The sequence below is a fragment of the Roseomonas gilardii genome (genome assembly GCF_001941945.1).
Taxonomy (GTDB): Bacteria; Pseudomonadota; Alphaproteobacteria; order Acetobacterales; family Acetobacteraceae; genus Roseomonas.
Genome location: NZ_CP015583.1, coordinates 1,132,394 through 1,155,689 on the forward strand (window position 1 = coordinate 1,132,394; position 23,296 = coordinate 1,155,689).

23 protein-coding genes are annotated in these 23,296 nt (G+C 71.8%); 15 read left to right on the top strand and 8 right to left on the bottom strand.

From position 1 onward, the window contains the following. Window positions 1-80 precede the first annotated feature (80 nt). The 4 genes from RGI145_RS04965 to RGI145_RS04980 all read left to right on the top strand — a co-directional run bounded on the left by RGI145_RS04965 (window position 81) and on the right by RGI145_RS04980 (window position 4,142). The gene (locus tag RGI145_RS04965; RefSeq protein ID WP_075797487.1) at window positions 81-593 is read left to right on the top strand and encodes a YcgN family cysteine cluster protein; all 513 of its coding nucleotides are present in this window, start codon (window positions 81-83) and stop codon (window positions 591-593) included. Window positions 594-692: 99 nt separating this feature from the next. After that, window positions 693-1,019 (top strand): cupin domain-containing protein, encoded by a 327-nt coding sequence (locus RGI145_RS04970; protein ID WP_075797488.1) that lies wholly within the window; start codon window positions 693-695, stop codon window positions 1,017-1,019. A 52-nt stretch (window positions 1,020-1,071) separates the two neighbouring features. Further along, window positions 1,072-1,827 (top strand): M48 family metallopeptidase, encoded by a 756-nt coding sequence (locus tag RGI145_RS04975; RefSeq protein WP_083670427.1) that lies wholly within the window; start codon window positions 1,072-1,074, stop codon window positions 1,825-1,827. Between the two features lie 215 nt (window positions 1,828-2,042). Then, window positions 2,043-4,142 carry an FUSC family protein gene (locus RGI145_RS04980; protein ID WP_156878439.1) on the top strand — a complete coding sequence of 700 codons (2,100 nt, stop codon included), beginning with the start codon at window positions 2,043-2,045 and terminating at the stop codon, window positions 4,140-4,142. Between the two features lie 40 nt (window positions 4,143-4,182). Here the strand turns inward: RGI145_RS04980 and RGI145_RS04985 are convergent, their stop codons facing one another. Together RGI145_RS04985 and RGI145_RS04990 are read right to left on the bottom strand one after the other, a co-directional pair. Continuing rightward, window positions 4,183-5,028 (bottom strand): TIGR01459 family HAD-type hydrolase, encoded by an 846-nt coding sequence (locus RGI145_RS04985; RefSeq protein WP_075797490.1) that lies wholly within the window; start codon window positions 5,026-5,028, stop codon window positions 4,183-4,185. Then, window positions 5,025-6,086, bottom strand: coding sequence for a quinone-dependent dihydroorotate dehydrogenase (locus tag RGI145_RS04990; protein ID WP_075797491.1), 1,062 nt, complete (start codon window positions 6,084-6,086; stop codon window positions 5,025-5,027). The genes RGI145_RS04985 and RGI145_RS04990 overlap by 4 nt, the downstream gene beginning before the upstream one ends. A 153-nt stretch (window positions 6,087-6,239) precedes the next feature. Between RGI145_RS04990 and RGI145_RS04995 the strand changes: the two genes are divergently transcribed. From RGI145_RS04995 to RGI145_RS05015, 5 genes are all read left to right on the top strand, one after another. Continuing rightward, window positions 6,240-7,088, top strand: coding sequence for a DMT family transporter (locus RGI145_RS04995; RefSeq protein WP_027280045.1), 849 nt, complete (start codon window positions 6,240-6,242; stop codon window positions 7,086-7,088). Between the two features lie 88 nt (window positions 7,089-7,176). Further along, window positions 7,177-7,812 (top strand): histidine phosphatase family protein, encoded by a 636-nt coding sequence (locus RGI145_RS05000; RefSeq protein ID WP_075797492.1) that lies wholly within the window; start codon window positions 7,177-7,179, stop codon window positions 7,810-7,812. 100 nt (window positions 7,813-7,912) lie between these two features. Further along, window positions 7,913-8,752: a lipid-binding SYLF domain-containing protein gene (locus RGI145_RS05005; protein ID WP_075797493.1), complete on the top strand. Its 840-nt coding sequence runs from the start codon at window positions 7,913-7,915 to the stop codon at window positions 8,750-8,752. 141 nt (window positions 8,753-8,893) lie between these two features. Next, window positions 8,894-9,787 (top strand): DUF2272 domain-containing protein, encoded by an 894-nt coding sequence (locus RGI145_RS05010; protein WP_075797494.1) that lies wholly within the window; start codon window positions 8,894-8,896, stop codon window positions 9,785-9,787. Next, on the top strand, window positions 9,784-10,905 hold the full coding sequence (locus RGI145_RS05015; protein ID WP_075797495.1) for an NADH:flavin oxidoreductase/NADH oxidase: 1,122 nt from the start codon (window positions 9,784-9,786) through the stop codon (window positions 10,903-10,905). Before RGI145_RS05010 ends, RGI145_RS05015 begins: the two co-directional genes overlap by 4 nt. Window positions 10,906-10,978: 73 nt before the next feature. Here the strand turns inward: RGI145_RS05015 and RGI145_RS05020 are convergent, their stop codons facing one another. Continuing rightward, window positions 10,979-11,350, bottom strand: coding sequence for an FKBP-type peptidyl-prolyl cis-trans isomerase (locus RGI145_RS05020; RefSeq protein WP_075797496.1), 372 nt, complete (start codon window positions 11,348-11,350; stop codon window positions 10,979-10,981). A gap of 120 nt (window positions 11,351-11,470) precedes the next feature. Between RGI145_RS05020 and RGI145_RS05025 the strand changes: the two genes are divergently transcribed. Both RGI145_RS05025 and RGI145_RS05030 read left to right on the top strand, forming a co-directional pair. Next, complete coding sequence (locus RGI145_RS05025; RefSeq protein WP_075797497.1) at window positions 11,471-12,643, top strand: BaiN/RdsA family NAD(P)/FAD-dependent oxidoreductase; 1,173 nt, start codon at window positions 11,471-11,473, stop codon at window positions 12,641-12,643. Between the two features lie 126 nt (window positions 12,644-12,769). After that, window positions 12,770-13,066, top strand: coding sequence for a hypothetical protein (locus tag RGI145_RS05030; protein ID WP_027280038.1), 297 nt, complete (start codon window positions 12,770-12,772; stop codon window positions 13,064-13,066). 23 nt (window positions 13,067-13,089) lie between these two features. Here the strand turns inward: RGI145_RS05030 and RGI145_RS05035 are convergent, their stop codons facing one another. Next, window positions 13,090-13,839 carry an SDR family NAD(P)-dependent oxidoreductase gene (locus RGI145_RS05035; RefSeq protein WP_075797498.1) on the bottom strand — a complete coding sequence of 250 codons (750 nt, stop codon included), beginning with the start codon at window positions 13,837-13,839 and terminating at the stop codon, window positions 13,090-13,092. A 147-nt stretch (window positions 13,840-13,986) separates the two neighbouring features. Between RGI145_RS05035 and RGI145_RS05040 the strand changes: the two genes are divergently transcribed. Genes RGI145_RS05040 through RGI145_RS05055 form a run of 4 tightly spaced genes read left to right on the top strand, consistent with a single transcriptional unit; the run spans window position 13,987 to window position 17,808 of the window. After that, window positions 13,987-14,520, top strand: a complete 534-nt coding sequence (locus tag RGI145_RS05040; RefSeq protein ID WP_075797499.1) for a MarR family winged helix-turn-helix transcriptional regulator — start codon at window positions 13,987-13,989, stop codon at window positions 14,518-14,520. Then, window positions 14,517-16,688, top strand: coding sequence for an FUSC family protein (locus RGI145_RS05045; RefSeq protein ID WP_075797500.1), 2,172 nt, complete (start codon window positions 14,517-14,519; stop codon window positions 16,686-16,688). Before RGI145_RS05040 ends, RGI145_RS05045 begins: the two co-directional genes overlap by 4 nt. Further along, window positions 16,688-16,882 (top strand): DUF1656 domain-containing protein, encoded by a 195-nt coding sequence (locus RGI145_RS05050; RefSeq protein ID WP_075797501.1) that lies wholly within the window; start codon window positions 16,688-16,690, stop codon window positions 16,880-16,882. The genes RGI145_RS05045 and RGI145_RS05050 overlap by 1 nt, the downstream gene beginning before the upstream one ends. Window positions 16,883-16,887: 5 nt before the next feature. Beyond that, window positions 16,888-17,808 carry an efflux RND transporter periplasmic adaptor subunit gene (locus RGI145_RS05055; RefSeq protein WP_075797502.1) on the top strand — a complete coding sequence of 307 codons (921 nt, stop codon included), beginning with the start codon at window positions 16,888-16,890 and terminating at the stop codon, window positions 17,806-17,808. Window positions 17,809-17,895: 87 nt separating this feature from the next. On the opposite strand, the gene RGI145_RS05060 is transcribed toward RGI145_RS05055, so the two are convergent. The 4 genes from RGI145_RS05060 to RGI145_RS05075 all read right to left on the bottom strand — a co-directional run bounded on the left by RGI145_RS05060 (window position 17,896) and on the right by RGI145_RS05075 (window position 23,127). After that, complete coding sequence (locus RGI145_RS05060) at window positions 17,896-19,296, bottom strand: NAD(P)H-dependent flavin oxidoreductase (RefSeq protein WP_075797503.1); 1,401 nt, start codon at window positions 19,294-19,296, stop codon at window positions 17,896-17,898. Between the two features lie 227 nt (window positions 19,297-19,523). Next, a complete protein-coding gene (gene pnp / locus RGI145_RS05065) occupies window positions 19,524-21,752 on the bottom strand; it encodes a polyribonucleotide nucleotidyltransferase (protein WP_075797504.1) in 2,229 nt (742 codons plus the stop codon). A 393-nt stretch (window positions 21,753-22,145) separates the two neighbouring features. Continuing rightward, window positions 22,146-22,298: an entericidin A/B family lipoprotein gene (locus RGI145_RS24935; RefSeq protein WP_156878440.1), complete on the bottom strand. Its 153-nt coding sequence runs from the start codon at window positions 22,296-22,298 to the stop codon at window positions 22,146-22,148. Between the two features lie 304 nt (window positions 22,299-22,602). Then, window positions 22,603-23,127 carry a SixA phosphatase family protein gene (locus RGI145_RS05075; RefSeq protein ID WP_075797505.1) on the bottom strand — a complete coding sequence of 175 codons (525 nt, stop codon included), beginning with the start codon at window positions 23,125-23,127 and terminating at the stop codon, window positions 22,603-22,605. Between the last annotated feature and the right edge of the window lie 169 nt (window positions 23,128-23,296).

A 23,296-nucleotide genomic window follows, 5' to 3' on the forward strand; every position in this document is an offset into this window, starting at 1 on the left:
CCGCATGCACCGGAAACCGGCAGGGCTGGGGCGCCGGTTTTCGCCTTGTACTCCCCGCATCGGATGGTCAGCTTGGCGGAATGCTTCCTGACCTGCCTTTCTGGAAGGCGAAATCCCTCTCCGAGATGACGCGGAGCGAATGGGAGAGCCTTTGCGACGGCTGCGGCCGCTGCTGCCTGCACAAGCTGCGCGACGACGACACGGACGAGATCCATTGGACCGAGGTGGCCTGCCGGCTGCTCGACACCTCCACGGCCCTCTGCTCCGACTATGCCAATCGCCGGAGCAAGGTGCCCGACTGTGTGAAGCTCACCCCGGCGCGGCTGAAGCGCATCGACTGGCTGCCGCCGAGCTGCGGCTATCGCCTCGTCGCGGAGGGCCGGGACCTGCCCGAATGGCATCCGCTGGTGTCCGGCGACCGGGCCACTGTCCAGGGTGCCGGGGTTTCCGTGGCCGGGCGCGTGGTCAGCGAGCGCCGCGCCGGGGCGCTGGAGGACCATGTGGTGGACTGGCCCGGACGCTGGCCCCGCGCTGCCTCGGCGGTGGGCGAGGCGGGCCGCGTCCGCTGGCGCCGCCGCCCCTTGCCAGCCTGAACCCTCGGGGGGAGGCTGGGACAAGCGCTCTCGCGCCCTTCCCACCCTCGCCGCGTTGCCGTGGCCCGCGCCGCCGCACGCCAGCCCAGGAGTCCAGGCATGAGCCAGTCCGCCCGCGAAGCCCTCCGCTGCCGCGTCCCCGCCGTTTCCACCCTTCAGTCGGACAATGAGCGCGTGCGCGTCACCCGCTGGGACTTCGCCCCCGGTGCCGAGACGGGCGCCCACCGCCATGGCTGGGCCTATGTCGTCGTGCCGGTGACGGACGGGACCCTGCTGGTGGAGATGGCGGACGGCACCAGCGTCACGAGCCAGCTCCAGGCCGGGCTGGCCTATGACCGCCTGGCGGGGGCAGAGCACAACGTGATCAATGCCGGCGAGGCGCCGCTCTCCTTTGTCGAGATCGAGATGAAGGGCCTGCCCGGCTGAGGCAGACCGTGCCGGGTATCCCATGTCCGGCGTCAGGACAGGATGCCGGGCGTTGTCCCCGGCCCCCCGTCCGGGCATTCTGCCCGGCATGGAGCCGAGCACCACCGAGAGCGTCCCCCTGCGGACCGGGCCGCTCACCCGGCCGATCCCCTGTCCGGTGCGCTGGCAGCGTTCGAGCCGGGCCCGCCGTGTCTCGCTGCGCATCGACCCCTGTGCCGCCGAGGTGATCGTCACCCTGCCGCCGCGCGCCAGCCGGCAGCAGGGCATGGCGCTGCTCACCGCCCATGCGGCCTGGGTGATGGAGCGCCTTTCCGCCCTGGCGCCGCCGCAGCTCTTCCAGGACGGGGCGGAGATCCCCCTTGGCGGGGTGTCGCACCCGATCCGCCACGAGCCGCAGGCACGGGGGGGCGCCTTTCTCCAGGACGGGTGCATCCTCGTTGCCGGCGCGCCGGAATTCCTCGCGCGCCGGGTCGGGGACTTCCTGCGGGCCGAGGCGCGGCGGCGGATCGCGCCGCTGGTGGCGGATCATGCCCAGGCGCTGGGGGTTCGCCCGCGCGCGATCCGGCTGAAGGACACCCGTTCGCGCTGGGGGTCCTGCGCGCCGGACGGCACGCTGGCCTTCTCCTGGCGCCTCGTCATGGCGCCGGGCTGGGTGCTGGACTACGTGGTGGCGCATGAGGTCGCGCATCTGCGGGAACTCAACCATTCCAGCCGTTTCTGGGCGCTGGTGGAAACGCGCACCCCGCATCGCGAGGCGGCGCAGGACTGGCTGCGGCTCAACGGCTCGGCGCTGCTGCGGATCGGCTGAAGGCGCGTCGCGGACCGGGCGTCCGGACGGGTGGGATGGGGCTGGCGGCACGGCCGGGAAAGCCCTTATGCTGCATTGCAGCAATCGTGGATCGCCCCTCATGAATCAACCTGTGGCGAAGGTGGTCCCGGGATGATGCCTCCCGCGATGCCGGGGGCCGCCCCGCCCGGTGCGGGAGGCCGGGAACCCGCGCCTCGCGCGGGGCGAGGGCCTTCGTGACCCCGGCCCGTCCCATGGTGCCCCGGGGCGGCACCGGCCCCGCCTGGCCGGAGCGCCTCGCGGCCCGGCTGGGGCGCTGGTCGATCTCACTCTCTCCCCGCGCCGTCAGCCTGGGCGAAGGGCTCCGTGCCGCCGCCGCCTGCGCCCTGGTGGTGCTGGCGATGGAGCTTCTCCACTGGCCCGCCTTGTCCTGGGCGGCGATCGCGGCGCTCTGGACCTGCCTCGCCGATCCCGGCGGCCCCGGGCGGGAGCGGGCAAGGCTCCTGGTGGGCTATGCGGCCGTCTCCACTTTCTGTGCCCTGGCGGGGGCGATCAGTGGCGGGCTGGGCTGGCCGGTGGCGTCGGTGCTGCTGTTCCTCTGTTCCTTTCTCGGCGGGCTGGGCCGCCTCTATGGGGCCGCCATCACCCAGGCCGGCGCCCTGGCGGTGGTGGCCTTCGCGGTGGCGGCCGACCAGCCGGTCCATTCCGCCGGGGCGGCGCTGGAATTCGGGCTGATCTTCGCGGGAGGGTGCCTCTGGGCTCTGCTACTCAGCCTGACCCTCTGGCGCATCCATCCCTTCCGACCCTCGCGCCTCGCCCTGGCGGGGGCCTTCCGCGAGCTTTCGGCCCTGTGCGCCGACCTGGACCGGCTGCTCGCGGAGGGAGCACCGGAGAATGCCTGGGGCGAACATGTCGGGCGTCACCGCCGCGCCGTGCGCCTGTCGATCGAGAATGCCCGTGCCGCCCTGGAGCAGCTTCTGCGCGCCCGCGGGTTGCGCGACGCGGTGGGGCGGCTGCTGATCGGGCTGGAAACGGCGGAACGGCTCTTCGCCTTGCTGATCGTGCTGGAGGACCGGCTGGAGGAACAGGGCCAGCGGTTCCGGGCGCCGGACCGGGCGGCCGCCCGGCGGCGCCTCCGGCAACTGGCGGTCGTGCTGCTGCGTCAGTCCCGCCTGCTGGAAGCGGGGCGTCCGCCCGATGCCCGGTTGCGCGCCGCCCTGGCCCGGCTGGAGGCCATGCCTGCCCCGGCGGATGGGGGGGACAGCGAGAGCCTGCGCGCCATGATGGCCGCCCTGCGCGGGCTGATCGACAATGCGCCGGCCGGCCCGCCCGTGCCGCAGCCGCGCCAGGCCCACAGGGGCTGGGTGCTGCTGCTGGCCAACCTGCGCTGGGAATCGCTGGTCTTCCGCCATGCCCTGCGTTCCGCCGTGCTGGTGACGGGGGTGATGGTGCTGGCCCATCTCCTGCGGCTGCCGCAGGCCTATTGGGCGACCATGGCGGTGATCCTGGTACAGCAGCCGGAGATCGCCACGACCTGGCCCCGGGCGCTGGAGCGCGCGGTCGGCAGCGTGCTGGGCGGGCTGCTGGCCGCCCTGCTCGGCTGGGTGCTGGACGGCCCCGTGGCGCTGACCCTGGCGATCTTCCCGCTGGCCATGGCGACCATGGCGGTGCGGGGGGTGAGCTATGCGCTCTTCGTCCTCTTCCTCACGCCGCTCTTCGTGCTGCTGGTGGACCTGACCGCGCCCGGGGCGAGCCATGCGGGGCTGGCCGGGTTGCGCGCCTTCAACAACGTGCTGGGCAGTGTCGTCGCGCTGGCCGGGGCCATGCTGCTCTGGCCGGAGCGGGCGCCGCAGCGGCTGCGGCTGGCCCTGGCCGGGGCCGTTTCGGCGCATGCGCGCTATGCCGCCCTGGCCTTCGGGCCCAGCCCCGATCAGGCCGCGACCGAGGCGGCGCGCCGCGCGGCCGGTCTGGCCAGCGTCAATGCGGAGGCCCTTCGCGAGCGTGCCGCGCATGAGCCCTGGGGGCGGCTGGGCGCGCGGGAGGGGGAGGCGCGGCAGGAGGCGGCCGGGGCCGCCCTGCTGCTGTTGCGCCGGCTGGCCGGTGCCAGCACCGCCGCCTGGCTGCGGCCTGCTCCCCGGAACGGGGCGGCGGATTTCGGCGCGGATCTGGCCGCAGGGCTGGAGAGCGTGGCGGAGGCCCTGCGCGCGGGGCGGGCTCCGCCGGAGTCCGCATGGCCGCCGGAGGATGCTTCGGAGGAAGGGCTGGCGCCGGAACAGCGCCGCGCCCTGCGCCAGGCCCGGCTGCTGCGGCAGGCCGGGGCGCGCTACCTGGGCTGAAGAGGCTGCGCGGGCGGTCGCCCCGGGATCGTCCCCTCGATCAGGGGCGGAAGGCGCGCAGTGCCGCGAGGGGCGAGACCTTCTCCGCGGCGGCGATGGTGTCGAGCTGGTCCGGCGCCAGCGCGGCGGAAAGGCCGTTCAGCACCCAGACGCAATCCAGCCCGGCGGCCTTGGCCCCGGCGAGGTCGGTGCGCGGCCCGTCGCCCACGGCCAGGACCTTCTCCTTCGGCACGGCCAGCCGCCGCAGCACCGGGCCATAGACGGTCGGGTCCGGCTTGCCGACCTCGAAGATGTCGGTGACGCCCAGCAGGCGGTAACGGTCGGCGAAGGCGCCGGCGCAGAGCAGGGTGCGGCCGCCCACCACCACCTCGCGGTCCGGGTTCACGCAGACCATCGGCAGGCGCTTCCCGGCGCAGGCCTGGAGCACCGCGTCATAGGGCTCCAGCGCATGCGGGCCGAGCTGCGGGTCGGGGCCGGTGTTGAGCAGGAAATCCGCGCCCTCCGGCCGGTCCGCGAGGGTCAGGTCCAGCGTCTCGATCACGCTGAGATCGGTGGCCGGGCCGAGGTGGTAGGCGCGGCGGCCGAGCCGCGCGAACCAGGGATCGGTGCGGTCGCGCAGCATCTCCCAGGCGACCTCGCCCGAGGTCACGGCGTCCACGTAGAGCGAGCGCGGCACGCCGAGCCGGGCCAGCAGATCCTCCACCACCCAGGAACGGCGGGGGGCGTTGCTCAGGAAGACCACGCGCTTGCCCGCGGCCTGGAGCTGCGCCAGCGCGTCGGTGACGCCGGGATAGGCCTGCACCCCGTCATGCACCACGCCCCAGAGATCCACCACGAAGCCGTCATAGCGCTCCGCCAGCGGGGTGATGCCCTCGAAGACCTTCATGCCGCGTCCACTCCCACCGCGTCCGAGATATGCGCGAAGCCGTCGCGCCGCAGCAGCGCGGCGAGGCCGCGCCTGATGTCCGGGATCAGCGCCGGCCCCTCATAGGCCAGCGCCGCGTAGATCTGCACCAGCGAGGCCCCGGCCCGGATCTTGGCATAGGCCTGTTCCGCGCTGCCGACGCCGCCCGCGCCCACCAGCACCAGCCGCCCGCGCGCCAGCCGGTGCACCGCGGCCAGCATGGCAGTGGAGGGGGCGAAGAGCGGCGGGCCGGACAGCCCGCCCGCCTCGCTCCGGCGCGGCGAGCGCAGCGTCGCGGGGCGGGCGATGGTGGTGTTGGAGACGATGATCCCGGCCACGCCCTGGGCGATGCAGGCCTCCACGATGGCGGGCAGGGCATCCCCGGCGAGGTCGGGGGCGATCTTCACCAGCAGCGGCGGCTGCTCCGCCAGCCCGGCGCGGCGCGCCGCCACCGCGGACAGGATGGCGGCCAGCCGCTCCTCTCCCTGAAGGTCCCGCAGCCCTGGCGTGTTGGGGGAGGAGACGTTCAGCGTCACGTAGTCCGCGTGCGGCGCCACGGCGGCATAGAGCGCCGGGTAGTCGCGCTCCGGATCGGCGCCTTCCTTGTTGATGCCGATATTGGCGCCCAGCACGGCGGGCAGGGGGCGGGGCAGGGCGGCCAGCCGCGCCACATAGGCGGCGAGGCCACCATTGTTGAACCCCATGCGGTTGATCACCGCCCGGTCCTCCTCCAGCCGGAAGAGGCGCGGCTTGGGGTTGCCCGCCTGGGGGCGCGGCGTGATGGTCCCGGCCTCGACGAGTCCGAAGCCCAGCCGCATCAGCGGCAGCACCGCCACCGCGTCCTTGTCGAATCCGGCGGCGAGGCCGACCGGGTTGCGGAAGCGCAGCCCCAGCGCCCCGGTGGCCAGGATGGGATCGTCCGGCGTGCGGTCCTGGCCGGCGAGGCCGAGGCGCAGGGCCCGGAGCGCGGCGCCATGCGCACGCTCGGGGTCCATGCCGCGCATCAGCGGCATGAGGGCGGAGGCGAGGGCAGGGGTCATGTCGGCGCCCCCTATGGACCGAAGCCGGGCATGGGGGAAGCGCATGTTGCGCGGGTTGACCGCGCGTCCGGCGGCGGGGAGAAGCCGCGGCAAGGACATGCGGCCGGCGCGCGACGCGCCCGGCATGCGCGGGGGACGGGGAGGCGGAACGGGGTGCGCGGACCTCTGCTGCTGCTGGCGGCGCTGGGCCTCTTCGCCCTGCTGGACACGAATTCCAAGCTGCTGTCGGGGCACTATCCGCCGCAGCAGGTGGTGGGGATCCGCTATGCCACCATGCTGGCCCTGCTGCTGCTGGCGCGTTTGCTGCGGCCCGGCCTGGGCGGGGGGCTGGGGACGCGGCACCCCTGGCTGCACCTGCTGCGCGCCGCCGGGATGCTGGGCTCGGCCTTCGGCTTCTTCCTGGCGCTGCGCGGCCTCGCGCTGGCCGAAGGGTATCTGGTGTATTTCACCGCGCCCTTCTTCACCCTGGCCCTGGCCGCGCTTTTCCTGCGGGAGCCGGTGCCCGCCTCGGCCTGGGGCTGGTGCGCGCTGGGCTTCGGCGGGGTGCTGATGTCGCTGCTGCCCGGGCTGACCGGCGGCGCGCCGGTGGCCTCCTATCTCTGGGCCCTGATGGGCACCGTCTGCTACTCCATCGTCATGACGATCAACCGCTGGCTGCGGCACGAGGCCGGGATGGCGCGGCTGATCCTCTGGACCTCGGCACCGGGCCTGCTGGTGCTCCTGCCCTTCCTGCTGGAAAGCTGGGTGCCGCCCGGGGCGCGGGATTCCGCGGCGCTGATGGCCAATGGCGTCTTCTCCGGCGTGGCGTCGCTCTGCCTGGCCGGTGCCTTCCGCCATGCCTCGGCCTCCCGCCTCGCGCCGCTGGAATTCAGCGCGCTCGCCTATGCGGTGGTGTTCGACCTCGCGATCTGGGGCGTGGTGCCGGGGCCCTGGGCCATGGCGGGGGCGGCGGTGGTGATGCTGGCGGGGGTGATGAGCCAGCGCTCGGCGCGCGCGGCCTGAACCGCCGCCGGCTCGTGCCGCCACGGCACGGGAGGGGCGCCGTCAAAGGGGGCTCACACCGGCACGCGCCTCGGCCATAAGCAGGGCCATGATCCTGACGCGTCTCTTCCTGATCCGGCACGCCATCGTCGAGCCCTCGGCCCGGCTGACCATGTACGGGGACATGGACGTGCCGCTCTGCACCGTGGCGCTGGCGGCGGAGCAGGTGGCCCATGCCTGGCTGGCCGAGCGCCTGCCGCGCCCGGCCCGCTGGTTCTGCACGCCGCTGGCGCGGACCCGCTCCACCGCGGCGGCCATCTTCGCCGGCGGCTATCCCGAGCAGCGGTTGACCGAGCTGCCGGACATGCGGGAGCAGAATCTGGGCCGCTGGCAGGGGCTGACGCATGAGGAGTTCACCGCCCTGCTGCGCGACCCGCCGCACCCGTTCTGGCCGCATTCGGCCGAGGAGCGGCCGCCCGGTGGGGAAAGCGTGAGCGATGTGGTGAAGCGCGTCGGCCCGGTGCTGGAGGATCTGGTGGACAAGTATCCGGGCGAATCGCTGGTGATCGTGGCGCATGGCGGCTCGATCCGCGCCGCGCTGGCCCATGCCTGCGGCTTCACCCCCTATCAGGCGTTGCAGTTCTCCGTCCGCAACCTGTCCCTGACGCGGCTGGAGAATCTCAGTGGCCAGTGGCGCGTCGGCGCGGTGAACGAGGAGCCGCCCGGGCTCAGCGTGCTGCACTGAGGCCGGTGGAAATCCGTCCACCGGGGCTCCGACTCTTGGTCACGGCCGCCCTTTGCGTTTAGAACAGGGATCGGGACCAAGGGGTTAGGGGGAGAATTTGATGCGCCGTGCGATGTGCCTTGTGCTTCTCATGGCGCTGGCGGCCTGTGGCGGGGGCTCGATCCCGCCGGCCGCCGAGCAGCAGACGCTGGTGGACCGCGCGACGCTGACGGCACAGGAGATGCTGGGCCAGGGCGACACGGGCGTCCGGCAGGACATCCAGGGCTCGCTCCGCCGTTCCCGCGCGGTGATGATCTGCCCGCGCGTGCTGAAGGCAGGTTTCATCCTGGGCGCCCAGGGCGGGAGCTGCGTGCTGACGGCGCGTGACGGGGCCGGTTCCTGGTCCTCGCCCGCCTTCTACAGCTTCGGTTCCGGCTCGCTCGGCCTGCAGATCGGGTTGCAGGACGCGCAGCTCATGTTCTTCATCCTGACGGACAAGGGGCTGAACGCCGTGCTGGACAACCAGGTCAAGCTCGGCGGCGACATCTCCATCGCCCTGGTGACGGTGGGCGGCGGCATGGGGGGGGCGACCACCACGGCGGCGGGGGCGGATGTCGTGGCCTATGCCAGGACCCGCGGCCTTTATGCCGGGATCACCCTCGATGGCGCGGTGATGAGCCCCTATCACGAGGGCAATCAGGCCTATTACGGCCGGCCCGTCGCGGTGCGGGACATCGTGCTCAGCATGACCGCCTATAACCAGGGGGCCGATCCGCTGCGCGCGGTGCTGATGCAGTACGGCGCCGGCCAGGCCGTCGTGCCTCCGCCCTCCCAGCCCTATGCGGCGCCGGCCCAAGGGGGTGCGGGTGTACCGGGTGGGGCTCCCTATGGGCAGGCTGCGCCCCCCGCCTACAGCGCGCCGGTGACCGGCGGCGGGATCACGCGCGAGACGTTGCACTGACCGTTCCGGAACGGCGACCGGCCGTGGCGGCCGGGGCGCCGCTTCTCCCGGAAGACTGCCCTGGACGGGTGTGAGACACGGCCGTCCATTCCCTCCACGGACCCGGCGCGAAGCCCGGTCCCTGCTCCGGATCACCGCCCGATGCGCCTGTCCGCGCCCTCCGCTTCCGCCGGGAGGCGGGTCCGCGCCCTGCTGCTGGCGCTCTGCCCCGCCGCCATGCTCGCCGCCTGCGCCGCGCCGCCGCAGACCACGGCCCGGGCCTTCCGCGAGCCGCCGCTGCCCTATCCGCCTTCGACCCGGGAGCGGATCGTCCGCTTCGCGCTGACGGAATGGCAGGACTGGGGCGGCTACGTCACCACGCCCGGGGAGAAGCATCCGCCCAGCAAGGCGCCGGGGCCGGAATCGGCGCTCGCCAACTTTCCACGCGTCCTCGCCTATTGGCGCGCGGTGGAGGAGGACCGGCCGGTGATCGACCGGAACCGGGACCGCTACGCCACGGCCTTGCAGGGCGCGGCGACGGCGCCCTGGCGTGAGCCCGCCTGGTCGGCGGCCTTCATCTCCTGGGTGATGCGCTCCGCCGGGGTGGACCAGCGCGAGTTCGCCGGGAATGCGGCGCATTCCTTCTACCTCGATGCCATCATCGCCGATGCGCGGGATTTCCCGGCCCAGGCGCCCTTCGTCCCGCACAGCGTCGGGGATTATGCCCCCGCGCCGGGCGACCTGGTCTGCGGCGACCGGTCCCGCCGCCCGCTCGCCGACTGGCGCGACCGCCTCGCCGAGATCGGGCAGTTCCGTGCCATGCATTGCGACATCGTCGTGCGGGTCGGGCCTTTCGTGGTGGAAGCGGTTGGCGGCAATGTGGAGGATGCCGTCACCATGACGCGCTTCCCCACCGATGCCTCGGGGCGCCTGCTGCCGCGCCCGGCGGGGGAGCCCGTCCTGTTCGGCGTGATCGAGGACCGGATCGGCAGGCTGCCGCCCTTCGGCGCGGCCATGCCCGTCCCCGCCACCAGCATCGGAGCACCTGTCTCTTGAGCGACCAGCCCGCCACCTCGCTCTTCGCGCCGCTGACCCTGCGCGGCGTGACCCTGCCGAACCGGATCGGCGTTTCGCCCATGTGCCAGTACTGCTGCGCGCCCGATGGGAAGCCCACGGAATGGCATCTGCAGCACCTCTTCTCCCGCGCCCTGGGCGGGGCGGGGCTGGTGATGACCGAGGCCGCCGCCGTGCTGCCGGAGGGGCGGATCACCCCCTGGGACCTGGGGATCTGGGAGGAGGCGCAGGTGCCGGGCCATGCCCGCCTCGCCGCCGCCATCGCGCGCGCCGGCGCGGTGCCGGCGATCCAGCTCGCCCATGCCGGGCGCAAGGGCAGCCGGAACCCGCCCTGGATGCATGGCCCGGCCTCGGAGCATGGCTGGGAGCCGGTCGGGCCGAGTGCCGTGCCCTTCGAGGGCTATGCCACGCCGCATGCGATGAGCGGGGCGGAGATCGATGCCACGATCGCCGCTTTCGTGGAGGCCGCGCGGCGGGCGGTGCGGGCGGGCTACCGGGTGGTCGAGCTCCATGCGGCGCATGGCTATCTGCTGCACCAGTTCCTCTCGCCCCTGGCGAACCGCCGCGACGACGGCTGGGGCGGCGATTTCGCCGGGCGGACGCGGCTGGCGCGGGACACGGTGGCCGCGCTGCGGGGGGCTCTGCCGCAGGACGTGCCGCTCTGGGTGCGGATCAGCCACACCGACTGGGTGGAAGGCGGCTGGACCACGGAGGAGAGCGTGGAGCTGGCGCGCCGGCTGCGGGATCTCGGGGTGGACCTGGTGGATGTCTCCTCCGGCGGCAATGCGGCGCATGCGGAGATCCCGGTCGGCCCGGGCTATCAGGTGCCGGGCGCTGCGGCGGTGCGCCGGGGCGCGGGCATTCCGGTGGCGGCCGTGGGCATGATCACGGAGCCGCAGCAGGCCCAGGCGATCCTGGCCGAGGGCAAGGCCGATCTGGTGCTGCTGGCCCGGGCGATCCTGAAGGACCCCTACTGGCCCGTCCGTGCCGCCGAGGCGCTGGGCCGCACGGACGCGCTGTCCATCCCGCCGCAATACGAGCGTGGCTGGGGCAAGTATCCGCTGCGGGACGAGGTGGCGGCGCCGATGCCGACGCTGTAGCCGGAACGGCGCTGTCCCGGACCGGTGCCATCGCGCCGGCCCGGAAGATCCGGTCTTGACCGGAAGCCTGGGCTCAGCCGAGGCCGAGCAGTTCCACGTCGAAGATCAGCGTGGCGTTGGGCGGGATCACGCCGCCGGCGCCGCGCGCGCCATAGCCGTGCTCCGGCGGCAGGACGAGGGTGCGGCGGCCGCCCACCTTCATGGTGGAAACGCCGATATCCCAGCCGGAGATCACCTGCCCCATGCCGATCATGAACTGGAACGGGTCGCCGCGGTCGCGAGAGCTGTCGAACTTGCGGCCCGGCTTGCCCTGGTCGTCGAGCCAGCCGGTGTAGTGGACGGTGACCCACTGGCCGGGGCGGGGGGATTCCCCTTCGCCCACCACCTCGTCATGGTAGCGGATGCCCGAGGGCAGGGTGGTGTACTGGTCGGCGCTGGCGGTCATGCCGGAACTCCATGAACTGGGGCCTTCCGCGCTTGTAGGGCAGGGTGGCGCCCGAGCCAAACCGGAGCCATCCCGGGGCGCCGGTTTTCCCCGGGGCGCCATCTGCTCTAGGAAGCCGCGATGGAATCCTTCGATGCGGTGATCCTCGGTGCCGGCGCGGCGGGGCTGATGTGCGCCATGGCGGCGGGCCGGCGCGGACGGCGCGTGCTGCTGCTCGACCATGCGGAGCAGGCCGGGGCCAAGATCCTGATCTCCGGCGGCGGGCGCTGCAACTTCACCAATCTGGGCGTGGTGCCGGAGCGCTTCTTCTCCGCCAACCCGCATTTCGCGAAATCCGCCCTGCGCCGCTACACGCAGCACGACTTCCTGGCGCTGGTGGAGAAGCACCGCATCGCCTGGCACGAGAAGACGCTGGGGCAGCTTTTCTGCGACGGTTCGGCGCGGGCGATCCTCGCCATGCTGCTGGCGGAATGCGGGGCGGCGGGGGTGGAGCTGCGGCTGCGGCACCGGATCACCGGGATCGGCCATGACGGCGGCGGCTTCCGGGTGGAGACCGACCGGGGCGCCTTCGCCGCGCCCGCCTTGGTGCTGGCGACGGGCGGCCCCTCCATCCCGAAGATGGGTGCCACCGGCTTCGCCTACGACGTCGCGCGCCGGTTCGGCCTGCCGCTGGTGGAGCCGCGTCCGGCCCTGGTGCCGCTGACCTTCGCCGGGGAGGCGCTGGAGATGATGCGCCCGCTGAGCGGCGTGTCGCTGGAGGCGGTGGCGCGCTGTGGCCGTCATGCCTTCCGGGAGGCGGTGCTCTTCACCCATCGCGGCCTGTCCGGCCCGGCCATCCTGCAGGTCTCCTCGCCCTGGCGGGAGGGGGAGGCGGTCATCCTGGACCTGTTGCCGGACCGCGATGCCGCCGGTTTCCTGATCGAGCGCAAGAACAGCCGCCCGCGTGCCGAGCTGCGGACCGTGCTGGGGGAGGTGCTGCCGCAGCGCTTGGCGGTCGCCCTGGCGGAAGGCGTGGCGCGGCCCATGGGGGAGTTGCCGGACCGGGAGCTGCGCCGGGTGGCGGAGGGGCTGAAGAACCGGCGCCTGACCCCCAGCGGCACGGAGGGCTATGCCAAGGCCGAGGTCACGCTGGGTGGCATCGACACGCGGGCGCTTTCCTCCCAGACCATGGAGGCGCGAGACGTGCCCGGCCTCTACGCGATCGGGGAGGCGGTGGACGTCACCGGCTGGCTCGGCGGCTACAACTTCCAGTGGGCCTGGTCGAGCGGCTGGTGCGCCGGGCAGGCGCTCTGACAGGCCCCAAGGGAAGGAGCGAGGGGCGAGCGGGCAGTTCTTTTTCCGTTCCGAGGTGGCCCTGGACGGAAATCAGGTTTTTCAAGGGTTTGTATTCGGCGCAGGCTTGCGGTCTATGAGGGGGCCATGTTCAAGCTCCGCGCCTTTCTCCGGAACCTTGCCGTCGTTGCCGTGACCGTGCTGATCGGAACGGGGGTCGTCGCCTTGACGGGCTTTCCCTGGTGGGTCAGTGGGCCGCTCTATGTCGCCGTGGTCGCCGGGCTGCTGACCTGGGCCGAGGGCCTGCCGCCGCCGAAGCCGGCGAGGAAGCGCGTGCGGAAGGCACCCTCCGCCCGCCGTCCTGGCAGCGCGGCGAAGCCACGCCGCGCCAAGGCCGATGCGGCGCCCCAGGCCCTGCTGCCGGCGCCGGACAAGAAGGGCTAAGGGCAGGCTCGTCGCCCGCGCGCTCAGGTGCGGATCGAGTTGCCCCCGTCCACGGTCAGCGTGGCGCCGGTGACATAGGCAGCCTTCGCGGAGCAGAGATAGAGCACCGCCGCGGCGGCATCGTCGGGGCCGCTGGTGCGGCCCAGCGGGATGCGGGTCAGCATGTTGGAAACGTATTCGTCGCTCAGCGGGCTGACCTCGCTGCCCGGGGCGAAGCCGGGCTCCACCGCGTTCACCCGGATGTGGCGGGGCGCGAAGTCCAGGGCGAGGCCCTTGGTCAGCCGGTCCAGCGTCGTCTTGGAGGTGCAGTAGGCGACGCGGGCCGGGTTCATCTTGCGCGAGGCGCCGGAGGAGATGTTGACGATGCTGCCCCGCACGCCCTCCGCCACCATCAGATGCGCCACCTCCCGCGACAGGATGAAGACGGCGCGGACATTGATGCCGAAGACCCGGTCCCATTCGCTGGTCGGCAGGTCGAAGAGGTCGCCACCCGGATAGATGCCGGCATTGTTCACGAGGATGTCCACCCCGCCCCAGCCCGCCTTCACATGCGCGGCGAGGTCGCGGATCGAGGCTTCCTCCATCAGTTCCGTCCGGTGGAGCATGATGCGCTCCTCCGGCAGGGCCAGTTCCTCGGCCACCGCCTCCAGCGCGTCCTGCCGGTTGTCGGAAAGGCAGAGGCGCGCGCCCTCGCGGGCGAAGGCCTGGGCGATCCAGCGCCCGTAGATGCCCCCGGCGCCGGTGATGATGACGCGCTTGTCCTGGAATTCCATCGTGCCGAGTCCGGTCGGGAGAGAGGGGGCGCAGCATGGTCCCGGCGCGCCGGTCTGGCCAGGGGTTGCCATCCCTGCAAAGCCAGCGGGGCAGGGGCGCATGCAATTAGATTGCTACCTATTAGCTGCGTCCCTAGCTACCTGCCCATGTGCAGCGAGCGATCCCATCTGGCCGCCGAATTCGGGCGAGACCTCTTCCGCGCCGGCCAGGTCTGGCGGCGGGAGATGGATCTCGGCATGCGCCGGCTCGGCCTGTCGGACGGGACCTGGCGGCCCTTGCTCTATCTCGGCCGCATGGGCGGCGGTATCCGCCAAACGGATCTGGCCGGCGCCCTGGGGATCGAGGGGGCCTCGCTGGTGCGGCTGCTGGATGCGCTGGAGCGCGGCGGGCTGCTGCGGCGGCATCCCGATCCCGAGGATCGGCGTTCCAAGATCCTGCAACTGACCGAGGCAGGGCAGGAAACGGTGGAGCAGATCGAGAGCGCCTATGAGGGCGTCAGCCAGCGCCTGCTCGCCCGGATCAGCGAGTCCGAGCTGGCGCAGTGCCTGCACGTGTTCCGCAAGGTCGAGCTTTCCCTGCGCGGACCCGATGAGGCCATGAGCGGCAACCTCGCCGATCATTCCGCCAGCCGGCCCGTTGGCAATCCCGTTGGCAATCCCTCGGGGGGCAGGGGAGCATGAGCGCCGCGGAAGGCAGCGCCGGCACGGCGCGCAGCAACGCCACCGGGGCGGACAGCACGGCGGGCGGCATCCTGACCACCATGGGCCGCCGCTTCCGGCCGCGCCTGCCCACGTGGCTCGCAGGCTGGAGCCATGTGTTCCGCACCCTGCTGGCCTTTACCATCGCGCTCTATGCCGCTTATGCGCTGGAACTCGACAGTCCTTCCTCCGCTGGCATGACGGTGTTGATCGTGGCCAGCGCCTCGCGCGGCGCGGTGCTCTCCAAGAGCCTCTACCGCGCCGGCGGCACGGTGGTCGGCGCCCTGGCCTCGATCACGCTCGTCGCCTGGTTCGCCCAGGCCCCCTGGCTCTTCATCCTGGGCTTCGCCCTCTGGCTGGGCCTCTGCACCTTTGCCGCCTCGCTGCTGCGCTACTTCCGCAGCTATGGCGCGGTGCTGGCCGGCTACACCATCGCCCTGATCGCCCTGTCCGCGGTGCAGGACCCGGGCAATGTCTTCCACCTCGCCACCGCGCGCATCGCCGTGGTCAGCCTCGGCGTCTTCGTCACGGCGGTGGTCTTCCTGGTGACGGATCTCGGGCCGCGGCGCGGCCAGATCCGGGCCGGGGTCATCCGGCTGGTGGCGGCGGTGGCGGCGGTGACGCGCCAGGCCATGGCGGGGGTGGACGCCACCACCGTCCGGGCCGCCCGCAGCAAGGTCGCCGGGGAACTGAGCGCCCTGGACCAGACGGTGGAGTTCGTCTCGGTCGAGGATACCGGCTTCGGCCGCCATGCCGATGGCGTGCGCCTCGCCGTGGCGGAGCTCTTCGCCGTGCTGACGGCCAGCCAGCGCACCGCGCGGCTGCTGGCCGACCCGGCGCTGGCCCGCGATCCCGAGGTCCCGGCCACGCGGCAGCGGCTGACCGGCCTGCTGGATCGGCTGGCCGCGCTGGCGCCCGACACCCCCCTCGATGCGCTGCGGGACGATATCCGCGCCGCCCAGGCGGAGACGGGCCGGGCCACGACCGCGTGCCGCGACCTGCCGGTGCTGGTGGCGCTGGAGCGCGCCGATGCGATGCTGCGGCAGCTCACGCGGATCGTCGAAACCCTGACCGACCTGCGCGACGACACCCCCCGTGCTCCGGCCCTGCGCCTGCGGATCTATGCCAATCCGGTGACGGCGGCGCGCAACGGGACGCGAGCGGCGCTGGCCGTCTTTCTCGGTGGCGCCTTCTGGCTGGTGAGCGGCTGGTCTTCGGGCGCCAACATCCTGCTCATGCTGGGTCCGATGTGCGCGCTGTTGAGCACCACGGACAGCGCGGCGGCGGCCAGCATCGGCTTCTTCAAGGGGCTGGCCATCGCCATCCCGACGGGGCTGGTCGTGGGCTATGCGGTCCTGCCGATGATGAACAGCTTCCCGCTGCTGCTGGTGAGCACGCTGCCCTTCATCGCGCTCGGCGTCTGGTTCGCCCAGCGGCCGAAGACGGCGGGCCCCGGCACGGCCTTCCAGATCTTCTTCATGGCGACGGTCGCGCCCGGCAATCCGATGAACTACCAGCTTTCCAGCGCCCTCGACGGCGCCTTCGCCAACCTGATCGGCGGCTTTTGCGGCGTGCTGGCCTTCCGCGTTCTGCTGCCGCCCGACCCGGTGGCCGAGGCGCGGGTGCTGCAGCGCTCGCTCGTGCGGGCGGTGCGGCGGCTGGCCAAGGGCCCGCTGCCGCCCTGGCTGGTCTGGGAGCACCTGCAGCACCAGAAGCTTGTCCGCCTGTCGCGGCGGCTGGTGGCGGTGGCGCCGGCGCGGCGCGGCGATGCCATCAGCGATGGCGGCAGCGCGGTGCTGATCGGGCGGGCGCTGATCCGCGCCCGGCTGGTCGCCGGCCATCCGGATATGCCGCCCGCCGGGGCCGCCATCGTGGCGCGGGCGGTGCGGGATTTCGGGCGCATCGCCTCCGCGCCGGCCGAGGTGGCCGCCGAGGCACGGCGCGCGTCCCTGGAACTGGCGGCGCTGGAGGGGGCGAATGCGGCGGTCTTCCATGCCGCCGCCATGCTCAGCGAGGCTGCCTCGATCCTGGAGGAACGCGCGCGTTTCTTCCTGGTCGGGGCGGACTGGCTGGCGGAGTGTCCGCGCCCGGAGGGGGGTGACGGCGGGGGGACGGGCACCCCGGCCGCCCTGGCGGGAGGGGCGGCCTGATGCTGTCGGAGATCAACATCGGCGGCGTCTATCTGGCGCCCATCGTGATCGAGGGGCTGCTCGGTCTGGTGATCTTCGCTCTTTGCCGCTTCGTGCTGGGCCGCCTGGGCGTGCTGAGCCGCATCTGGCACCCGGCGCTCTTCGAGGTCTGTCTGTTCCTGTCCATCGTCTCCCTGCTCGTGCTCCTCCGGTAGAGAAAATGAGATTCCTTCAATCCGTCTTCCGAGTCCTCATCACCCTTGTGGCGGTGGGCATCGCCGGGGTCCTCGTGGTGATGCTGTGGCAGTCCTATATGCTCTCGCCCTGGACCCGGGACGGGCGCGTCCAGGTCCAGGTCGTGAACGTCGCCTCGGAAGTGGCCGGCACGGTCGTGGATGTCCCGGTGCAGGACAACCAGTTCGTCCACAAGAACGACGTGCTGTTCCAGGTCGATCCCACCCGTTTCCGCCTCGCCGTGGCGCAGGCCCAGGCGGCGCTGGAAAGCGCGCAGAACCAGTTGAGCTTCGCCCAGTCCGAATCCCGGCGGCAGCAGCGGCTGACGGTCTATGCCTCGGAGGAGGCGCGGGAGAAGGCCGAGAACACCATGCGGGTGGCGCAGGCCACGCTGGACCAGGCGCAGACGGCGCTGGACGTGGCCAAGCTGAACCTCGCGCGCTCGACCGTGGTCTCCCCGGTGAACGGCTATGTCACCCATCTGCGGCTGCGGGCGGGGGCCTATGTCAACGCGGGCACCGCGCAGATGGCCGTGGTGGATTCGGATTCCTTCTGGATCGAGGGGTATTTCGAGGAGACCAAGCTGCATGCGATCCGGCCCGGCGACCCGGCCCGGATCCGGCTGATGGGCTATGACACGCCCTTCGCGGGGCAGGTGGAGAGCATCGGGCGCGGCATCGCGGATGCCAACGACACCACCAACAGCCGCGGCCTGCCAGCGGTGAACCCGGTCTTCACCTGGGTCCGGCTGGCGCAGCGCATTCCGGTCCGGGTTTCGTTCAAGGACCTGCCGCCGGAGGTGGTCCTCGTGGCAGGCATGACGGCCTCGATCGATATCGGGCCGGAAAGCGAGCAGCGTTCCGGCCTGGGCGGCCGGCTGCTGGAATGGGTGCGCGACAATATGTGACGCCAGGCCACCGGAATGGCCGGAGCGCATGAAAAAGGGCTGTCCCCCACTGAGGGACAGCCCTTTTTCATGTCCTGCGGGCGCTGGTCAGCGGCCGGTGAGGATCCGCTCCACCAACTGCCGCACCGTCGGGATGAAGCCGTTGGAATAGAAGGGGTCCTGCCCGAAGCGATAGGCGTTGTGCCCGGAGAACATGAGGTTCTGCTCCGGGTCGCCGCCGTGGGCGATGTCCTGCAGCGTCTTCTGGATGCAGAAGCTGCGCGGATCGGCCTTCTTGCCGTTGGTGTAGTCCGGCTCGTGCTGCGACCAGTTGGAGAACCGGCACTGCGACAGGCAGCCCATGCAGGCCACCTGGTCGGCCAGGATCTGGCGGGATTCGTCGGGCGACACGAAGATCAGCGTGTCGTCCGGGGTGCGCAGGGCCTCGGTGAAGCCCTCGCTCTCCCATTGCTGCACGTGCTCCAGGTCGCCCGGCACCAGATAGACCGGCCGCTTGCGCGGGCCGACGCCGTAGCGGGCGGAATGCTCTCCGATCGCCTCGGAGGTATAGGCCACCTGGCGGTGCGAGCGCCCCTCCAGGTCGCGCAGGAAGTCGTTGCGCACGGCGGAGGAATAGAAGCCGGTCGGCGAGAAGTTCTGCAGCGACACGTCGCCGGGCTTCAGCGTCAGCAGGCGCTGCTTCCAGGCATCGGGGATCGGGCTTTCCTGCGTCACCAGCGGGCGGGTGCCGAACTGGAAGGCGATCGGGCCGAGCTCCGGATTGTCGATCCAGTCCTCCCACTCCTCCAGCCACCAGACGCCGCCGGCCATGATGATCGGCACGTCGCCCAGGCCGAACTGCCGCATCTGCTCGCGCAGCTTCAGCACGCGGGGATAGGGGTTCTCCGGCTTGCGCGGGTCCTCGCTGTTGGAGAGGCCGTTATGGCCGCCCGCCAGCCAGGGGTCCTCGTAGACCACGCCGCCCAGCCAGTCCTGGGCCTTGTGGTAGGCGCGCTTCCACAGGGCGCTGAAGGCGCGGGCGGAGGAGACGATCGGATAGTAGTGGACGCGGTATTCCCGCGCGATCTCGCTGAGCTTGTAGGGCATGCCCGCGCCGCAGGTGACGCCATGGACGAGGCCCTTGGCCCCCTCCAGCACGCCGCGCAGCACGCGCTCCGCGCCGCCCATCTCCCACAGCACGTTGACATGGACGCGGCCCTGCCCGTTGGAGCGCTCATGCGCCTCCCGGGCCTGGGCGATGCCGCCGGCGATGCCGTACTGCACCAGTTCCTCGTGCCGCTCGCGACGGGTGGAGCCGTGGTAGACCTGCGGGACGACATGGCCCTCGGCGTCATAGCTGTCGGCATTGACGCCGGAGAAGGTGCCCACGCCACCGGCCTCGGCCCAGCCACCGCAGGACGCACCATTGGTGGCGGAAACGCCCTTTCCACCCTCGACGAGGGGGAGGACATCCACGCCTCCCATGCGTATTGCGTTGATCGCCTTCACGGCACGCTATCCTGAAATTCCTGGAACGGGTCTCGATATGGACCGGCCGCCCTCCCGAATCGAGAGGAAATGCAGCCCGCCTTCACCGATTTGTAAGATTGCCCGGAAGGGCACCGGGGAAAACGCCGGCCCCGGACCCGGGGAGGAGATCCCCCCGGGTCCAGGGCGGCGATGGCTGGCCAGGGTCCGCGCCGGCCGGTTCCGGCCGGACGCGGGCCCCGACGGCCTCAGTCGCGGAAGTCGCCGCGGTCGCGGCGCGGGCCACGGCCACGGTCGCCCCGGTCCCCACGGTCGCGGCGGCCCTCGCCGCCTTCCTCGCCCTCGGCGCGGGGGCGGCGGGCGCCGACCTGCTCGGTGATGTCCGCGCCGGTCGCCTGATCGACCACCCGCATGGACAGCTTCACCTTGCCGCGGTCATCGAAGCCGATGACCTTGACCTTCACCTTGTCGCCCACGTTGACGATGTCGGTGGTCTTGTTGACCCGGTCCTGCGCCAGCTCGGAGATGTGGACGAGGCCGTCCTTGGCGCCGAGGAAGTTCACGAAGGCGCCGAAATCGGCGGTCTTCACCACGGTGCCGTTGTAGATCGCGCCGATCTCGGCCTCGGCGGTGATGCCCTTGATGCGGTCGATCGCGGCCTGGGTCGCCTCGGGGGAGGAGGAGGCGATCTTGATCGTCCCGTCATCCTCGATGTCGATCTTGGTGCCGGTCTGCTCGACGATCTCGCGGATCACCTTGCCGCCCGTGCCGATGACTTCGCGGATCTTGTCCTTGGGCACGTTGATGATCGTGACCTTGGGGGCATTGGCCGAAACGTCGGTGCGGGCGCCGGAGAGGCCCTTCGCCATCTCGCCCAGGATGTGGATGCGGCCGTCCCTGGCCTGCTCCAGAGCGGTCTTCATGATGTCGAAGGTGATGGACGTGATCTTGATGTCCATCTGCAGCGCGGTCACGCCCTGCTCCGTGCCGGCCACCTTGAAGTCCATGTCGCCGAGGTGGTCCTCGTCGCCCAGGATGTCGGAGAGCACGGCGAAGCCGCGATCCTCCTTGATCAGGCCCATGGCGATGCCGGCGCAGGGGCGCTTCAGCGGCACGCCGGCATCCATCAGCGACAGGGAGGTGCCGCAGACGGTGGCCATGGAGGAGGAGCCGTTCGATTCCGTGATCTCGGAGACCACGCGCATCGTGTACGGGAACTTCTCCTTCTCCGGCAGCAGCGGGTGGATGGCGCGCCAGGCGAGCTTGCCATGGCCGACCTCGCGCCGCCCCGGCGAGCCCATGCGGCCCGTCTCGTTCACCGAGTAGGGAGGGAAGTTGTAGTGCAGCAGGAAGTTCTCGCGGTACTCGCCCGCGAGCTGGTCGATGATCTGCTCGTCCTGCCCGGTGCCCAGCGTCGCCACGGCGAGCGCCTGGGTCTCGCCACGGGTGAAGAGGGCGGAGCCATGGGCGCGCGGCAGAACGCCGACCTCGGCCATGATCGGACGGACGGTGCGGGTGTCGCGGCCGTCGATGCGGATGCCCGTGTCGAGGATGGCGTTGCGGACCACGTCCGCCTCCAGCTCCTTGAGCAGCCCCTTGGCGGCGGCCGCGTCCAGGCCCTCGGCCTCCAGCGCCGCCAGGACCTCCTTCTTGACGTCGCCGACCTTGCCCTGGCGGAGCAGCTTCTGCGTCTCCTTGTAGGCCTCGGCCATCTTGTCGCGGCCGAGATCGGCGATGCGGGCCTTGAGCGCCGTCAGGCTCTCATCCGCCTCGGCCAGCGGCCAGGGCTCCTTGGCGGCGCGCTCGGCGAGATCGATGATGCCCTGGATCACAGGCTGGAAGCCCCGGTGGCCGAATTCCACGGCGCCGAGCATCACTTCCTCGGAGAGCTCCTGCGCCTCGGACTCCACCATCAGCACGCCCTCGGCGGTGCCGGCGACCACGAGGTCGAGCTGCGAGCGCTTGCGCTCCTCCAGCGTCGGGTTCAGCACGTACTGGCCGTCGATATAGCCGACGCGCGCCGAGGCGACCGGGCCGAAGAAGGGGATGCCGGACAGCGTCAGGGCGGCGGAGCAGCCGACCATCGCCACCATGTCCGGGTCGTTCTCCATGTCATGCGACAGCACCGTCGCGATGACCTGGACCTCGTTGCGGAAGCCCTCGGGGAAGAGCGGGCGGATCGGGCGGTCGATGAGGCGCGAGATCAGGGTCTCGCTCTCCGAGGGACGGCCCTCGCGCTTGAAGAAGCCGCCGGGGATCTTGCCCGCGGCGAAGGCCTTCTCCTGGTAGTTCACGGTCAGCGGGAAGAAGTCCTGCCCCGGCTTGACCGAACGGCTACCGACCGCCGTGCAGAGCACGATGGTATCGCCCAGGCGGGCCATCACGGCGCCATCGGCCTGGCGGGCGACCTTGCCCGTCTCCAGCGTCAGGGTCTTGCCGCCCCAGGCGATGTCCTTGCGGTAGTAGTGGTCGAACATGCGGTCGTCCTAATGCGCCCCGCTGCCGGACCGGATGGCCGGCGGGCAGGGCTGTGGATGCGACGCGGGAGGGTGCGGCTGGAGCGGTCGGCAGCCCGGGGATTCGGGTGCCCGGCGTCTCGGGCGGCATGGAAGGCCGCGATAGTGGGGCGGCAGGGAACCATGTGGCCGGAAACGCCGCGGCGCGGCTCGTCCATATGCACCACCGCGTGCGCGGAAGTGGGGAGCGGCCGGAAGCCGCACCCTTGAGCCGGGCTATATGCCTCCGTCCGGCGCGGATTGCCAGTCCCAATGTCCGGTCCAAGGTCCGGCGGGACTTGTGCCAGGGCGCAGCGGGTCCGGGTCGGGAGCCGGCGGCGGGGCCGCCGGGCCCACTGGGGGGCTGTTGGGGGTCTACTGCCTGACGCGGTCGGCGCCGCGGGTGACCGCATTACCGACGGCCGAGACATCCTGGCCGGCGCCCGAAACGGTGTTGCAGGCCCCGAGCAAGGTAGCGGAGCCCAGCAGCAGGCAGGCGGTCACGGCCGCCGCGAGGGTTCTGGACATGGTGCGAAACTCCACGGAACGACGGGATCGGGACAACGGGCCGCGGGGGGTCGAGCCCCGTGGCCCAGGCTTGAGCTTGAGCCATCTGACACGATTTGCAACACCCCGGGGCGCCTCCGGGGCTGGCACCGTTTCCCGGCGCCGGCCCATGCGCCTCGCGGGTCGCTCGCCGCCCCGCCGCAATGGTGGAGGACGCCATCCCGGGGCGCCACGCATCAGGCGGGACGGGTTCCCGGCGGGGGGCAGCTTTCCCGAATCGGTTCCGGGGGCCTTGCCAGAGCAGGCGGGTGCCGCCGCCGGTGTCTCAATCCGCCAGATCGGCGGGGGTCACGAATCGCACGAGGCGACCGCCACCGGCGGAAAGCCGGTTCCAGGGCCCCTCCACCGTGAACTCGGCCAGGGCTGCGGTGGGATAACCCTCGGCGATCCGGCGCGCGTCCTGCTGCGGGTCATCCAGCGCGTGGCGGCCGAGGAGCTTCAGGACGAGTTCGTGCATCCCAGGATTGTGCCCGATCATCAGCAGGCAGCGTGTCTCCTCCGGGACGAGCTGGATGGCCTCCAGCATCGTATCGGGCGTGGCGAGATAGAGGCTGTCCGTGGCCTCCACCCTGGGCTGGCCGGGGAGGGGGGAGAGCGCCTCCAGGGTCTGGAGCGTGCGGCGGGCGGAGGAGACCAGCACCAGATCGGGCGCCAGTTGCAGCCGGTGGAAGAGCTGCGCGACGGCGGCGGCGGCCTTCCGGCCGCGGCTGTTCAGCGGCCGGGCATGGTCGGAAAGCGCCGGGTCGTCCCAGGAGGACTTCGCATGGCGGAGCAGCAGAAGCCGTCGCATGGATGTGAGGATGCCATGTCCCGGATGCGATGTCGCCCCCCTGCCGGCGCTTCTCTTTCCACTCCCCTATCCTTCCCCGCGGCCTTGTCCGACATCGCTCCTGGTGCGGCGACCGGGCTTCTTTTGCAGTGCGGTGGCAGTTTTTGTGGCCATCGGGAGGAGGTGGCGC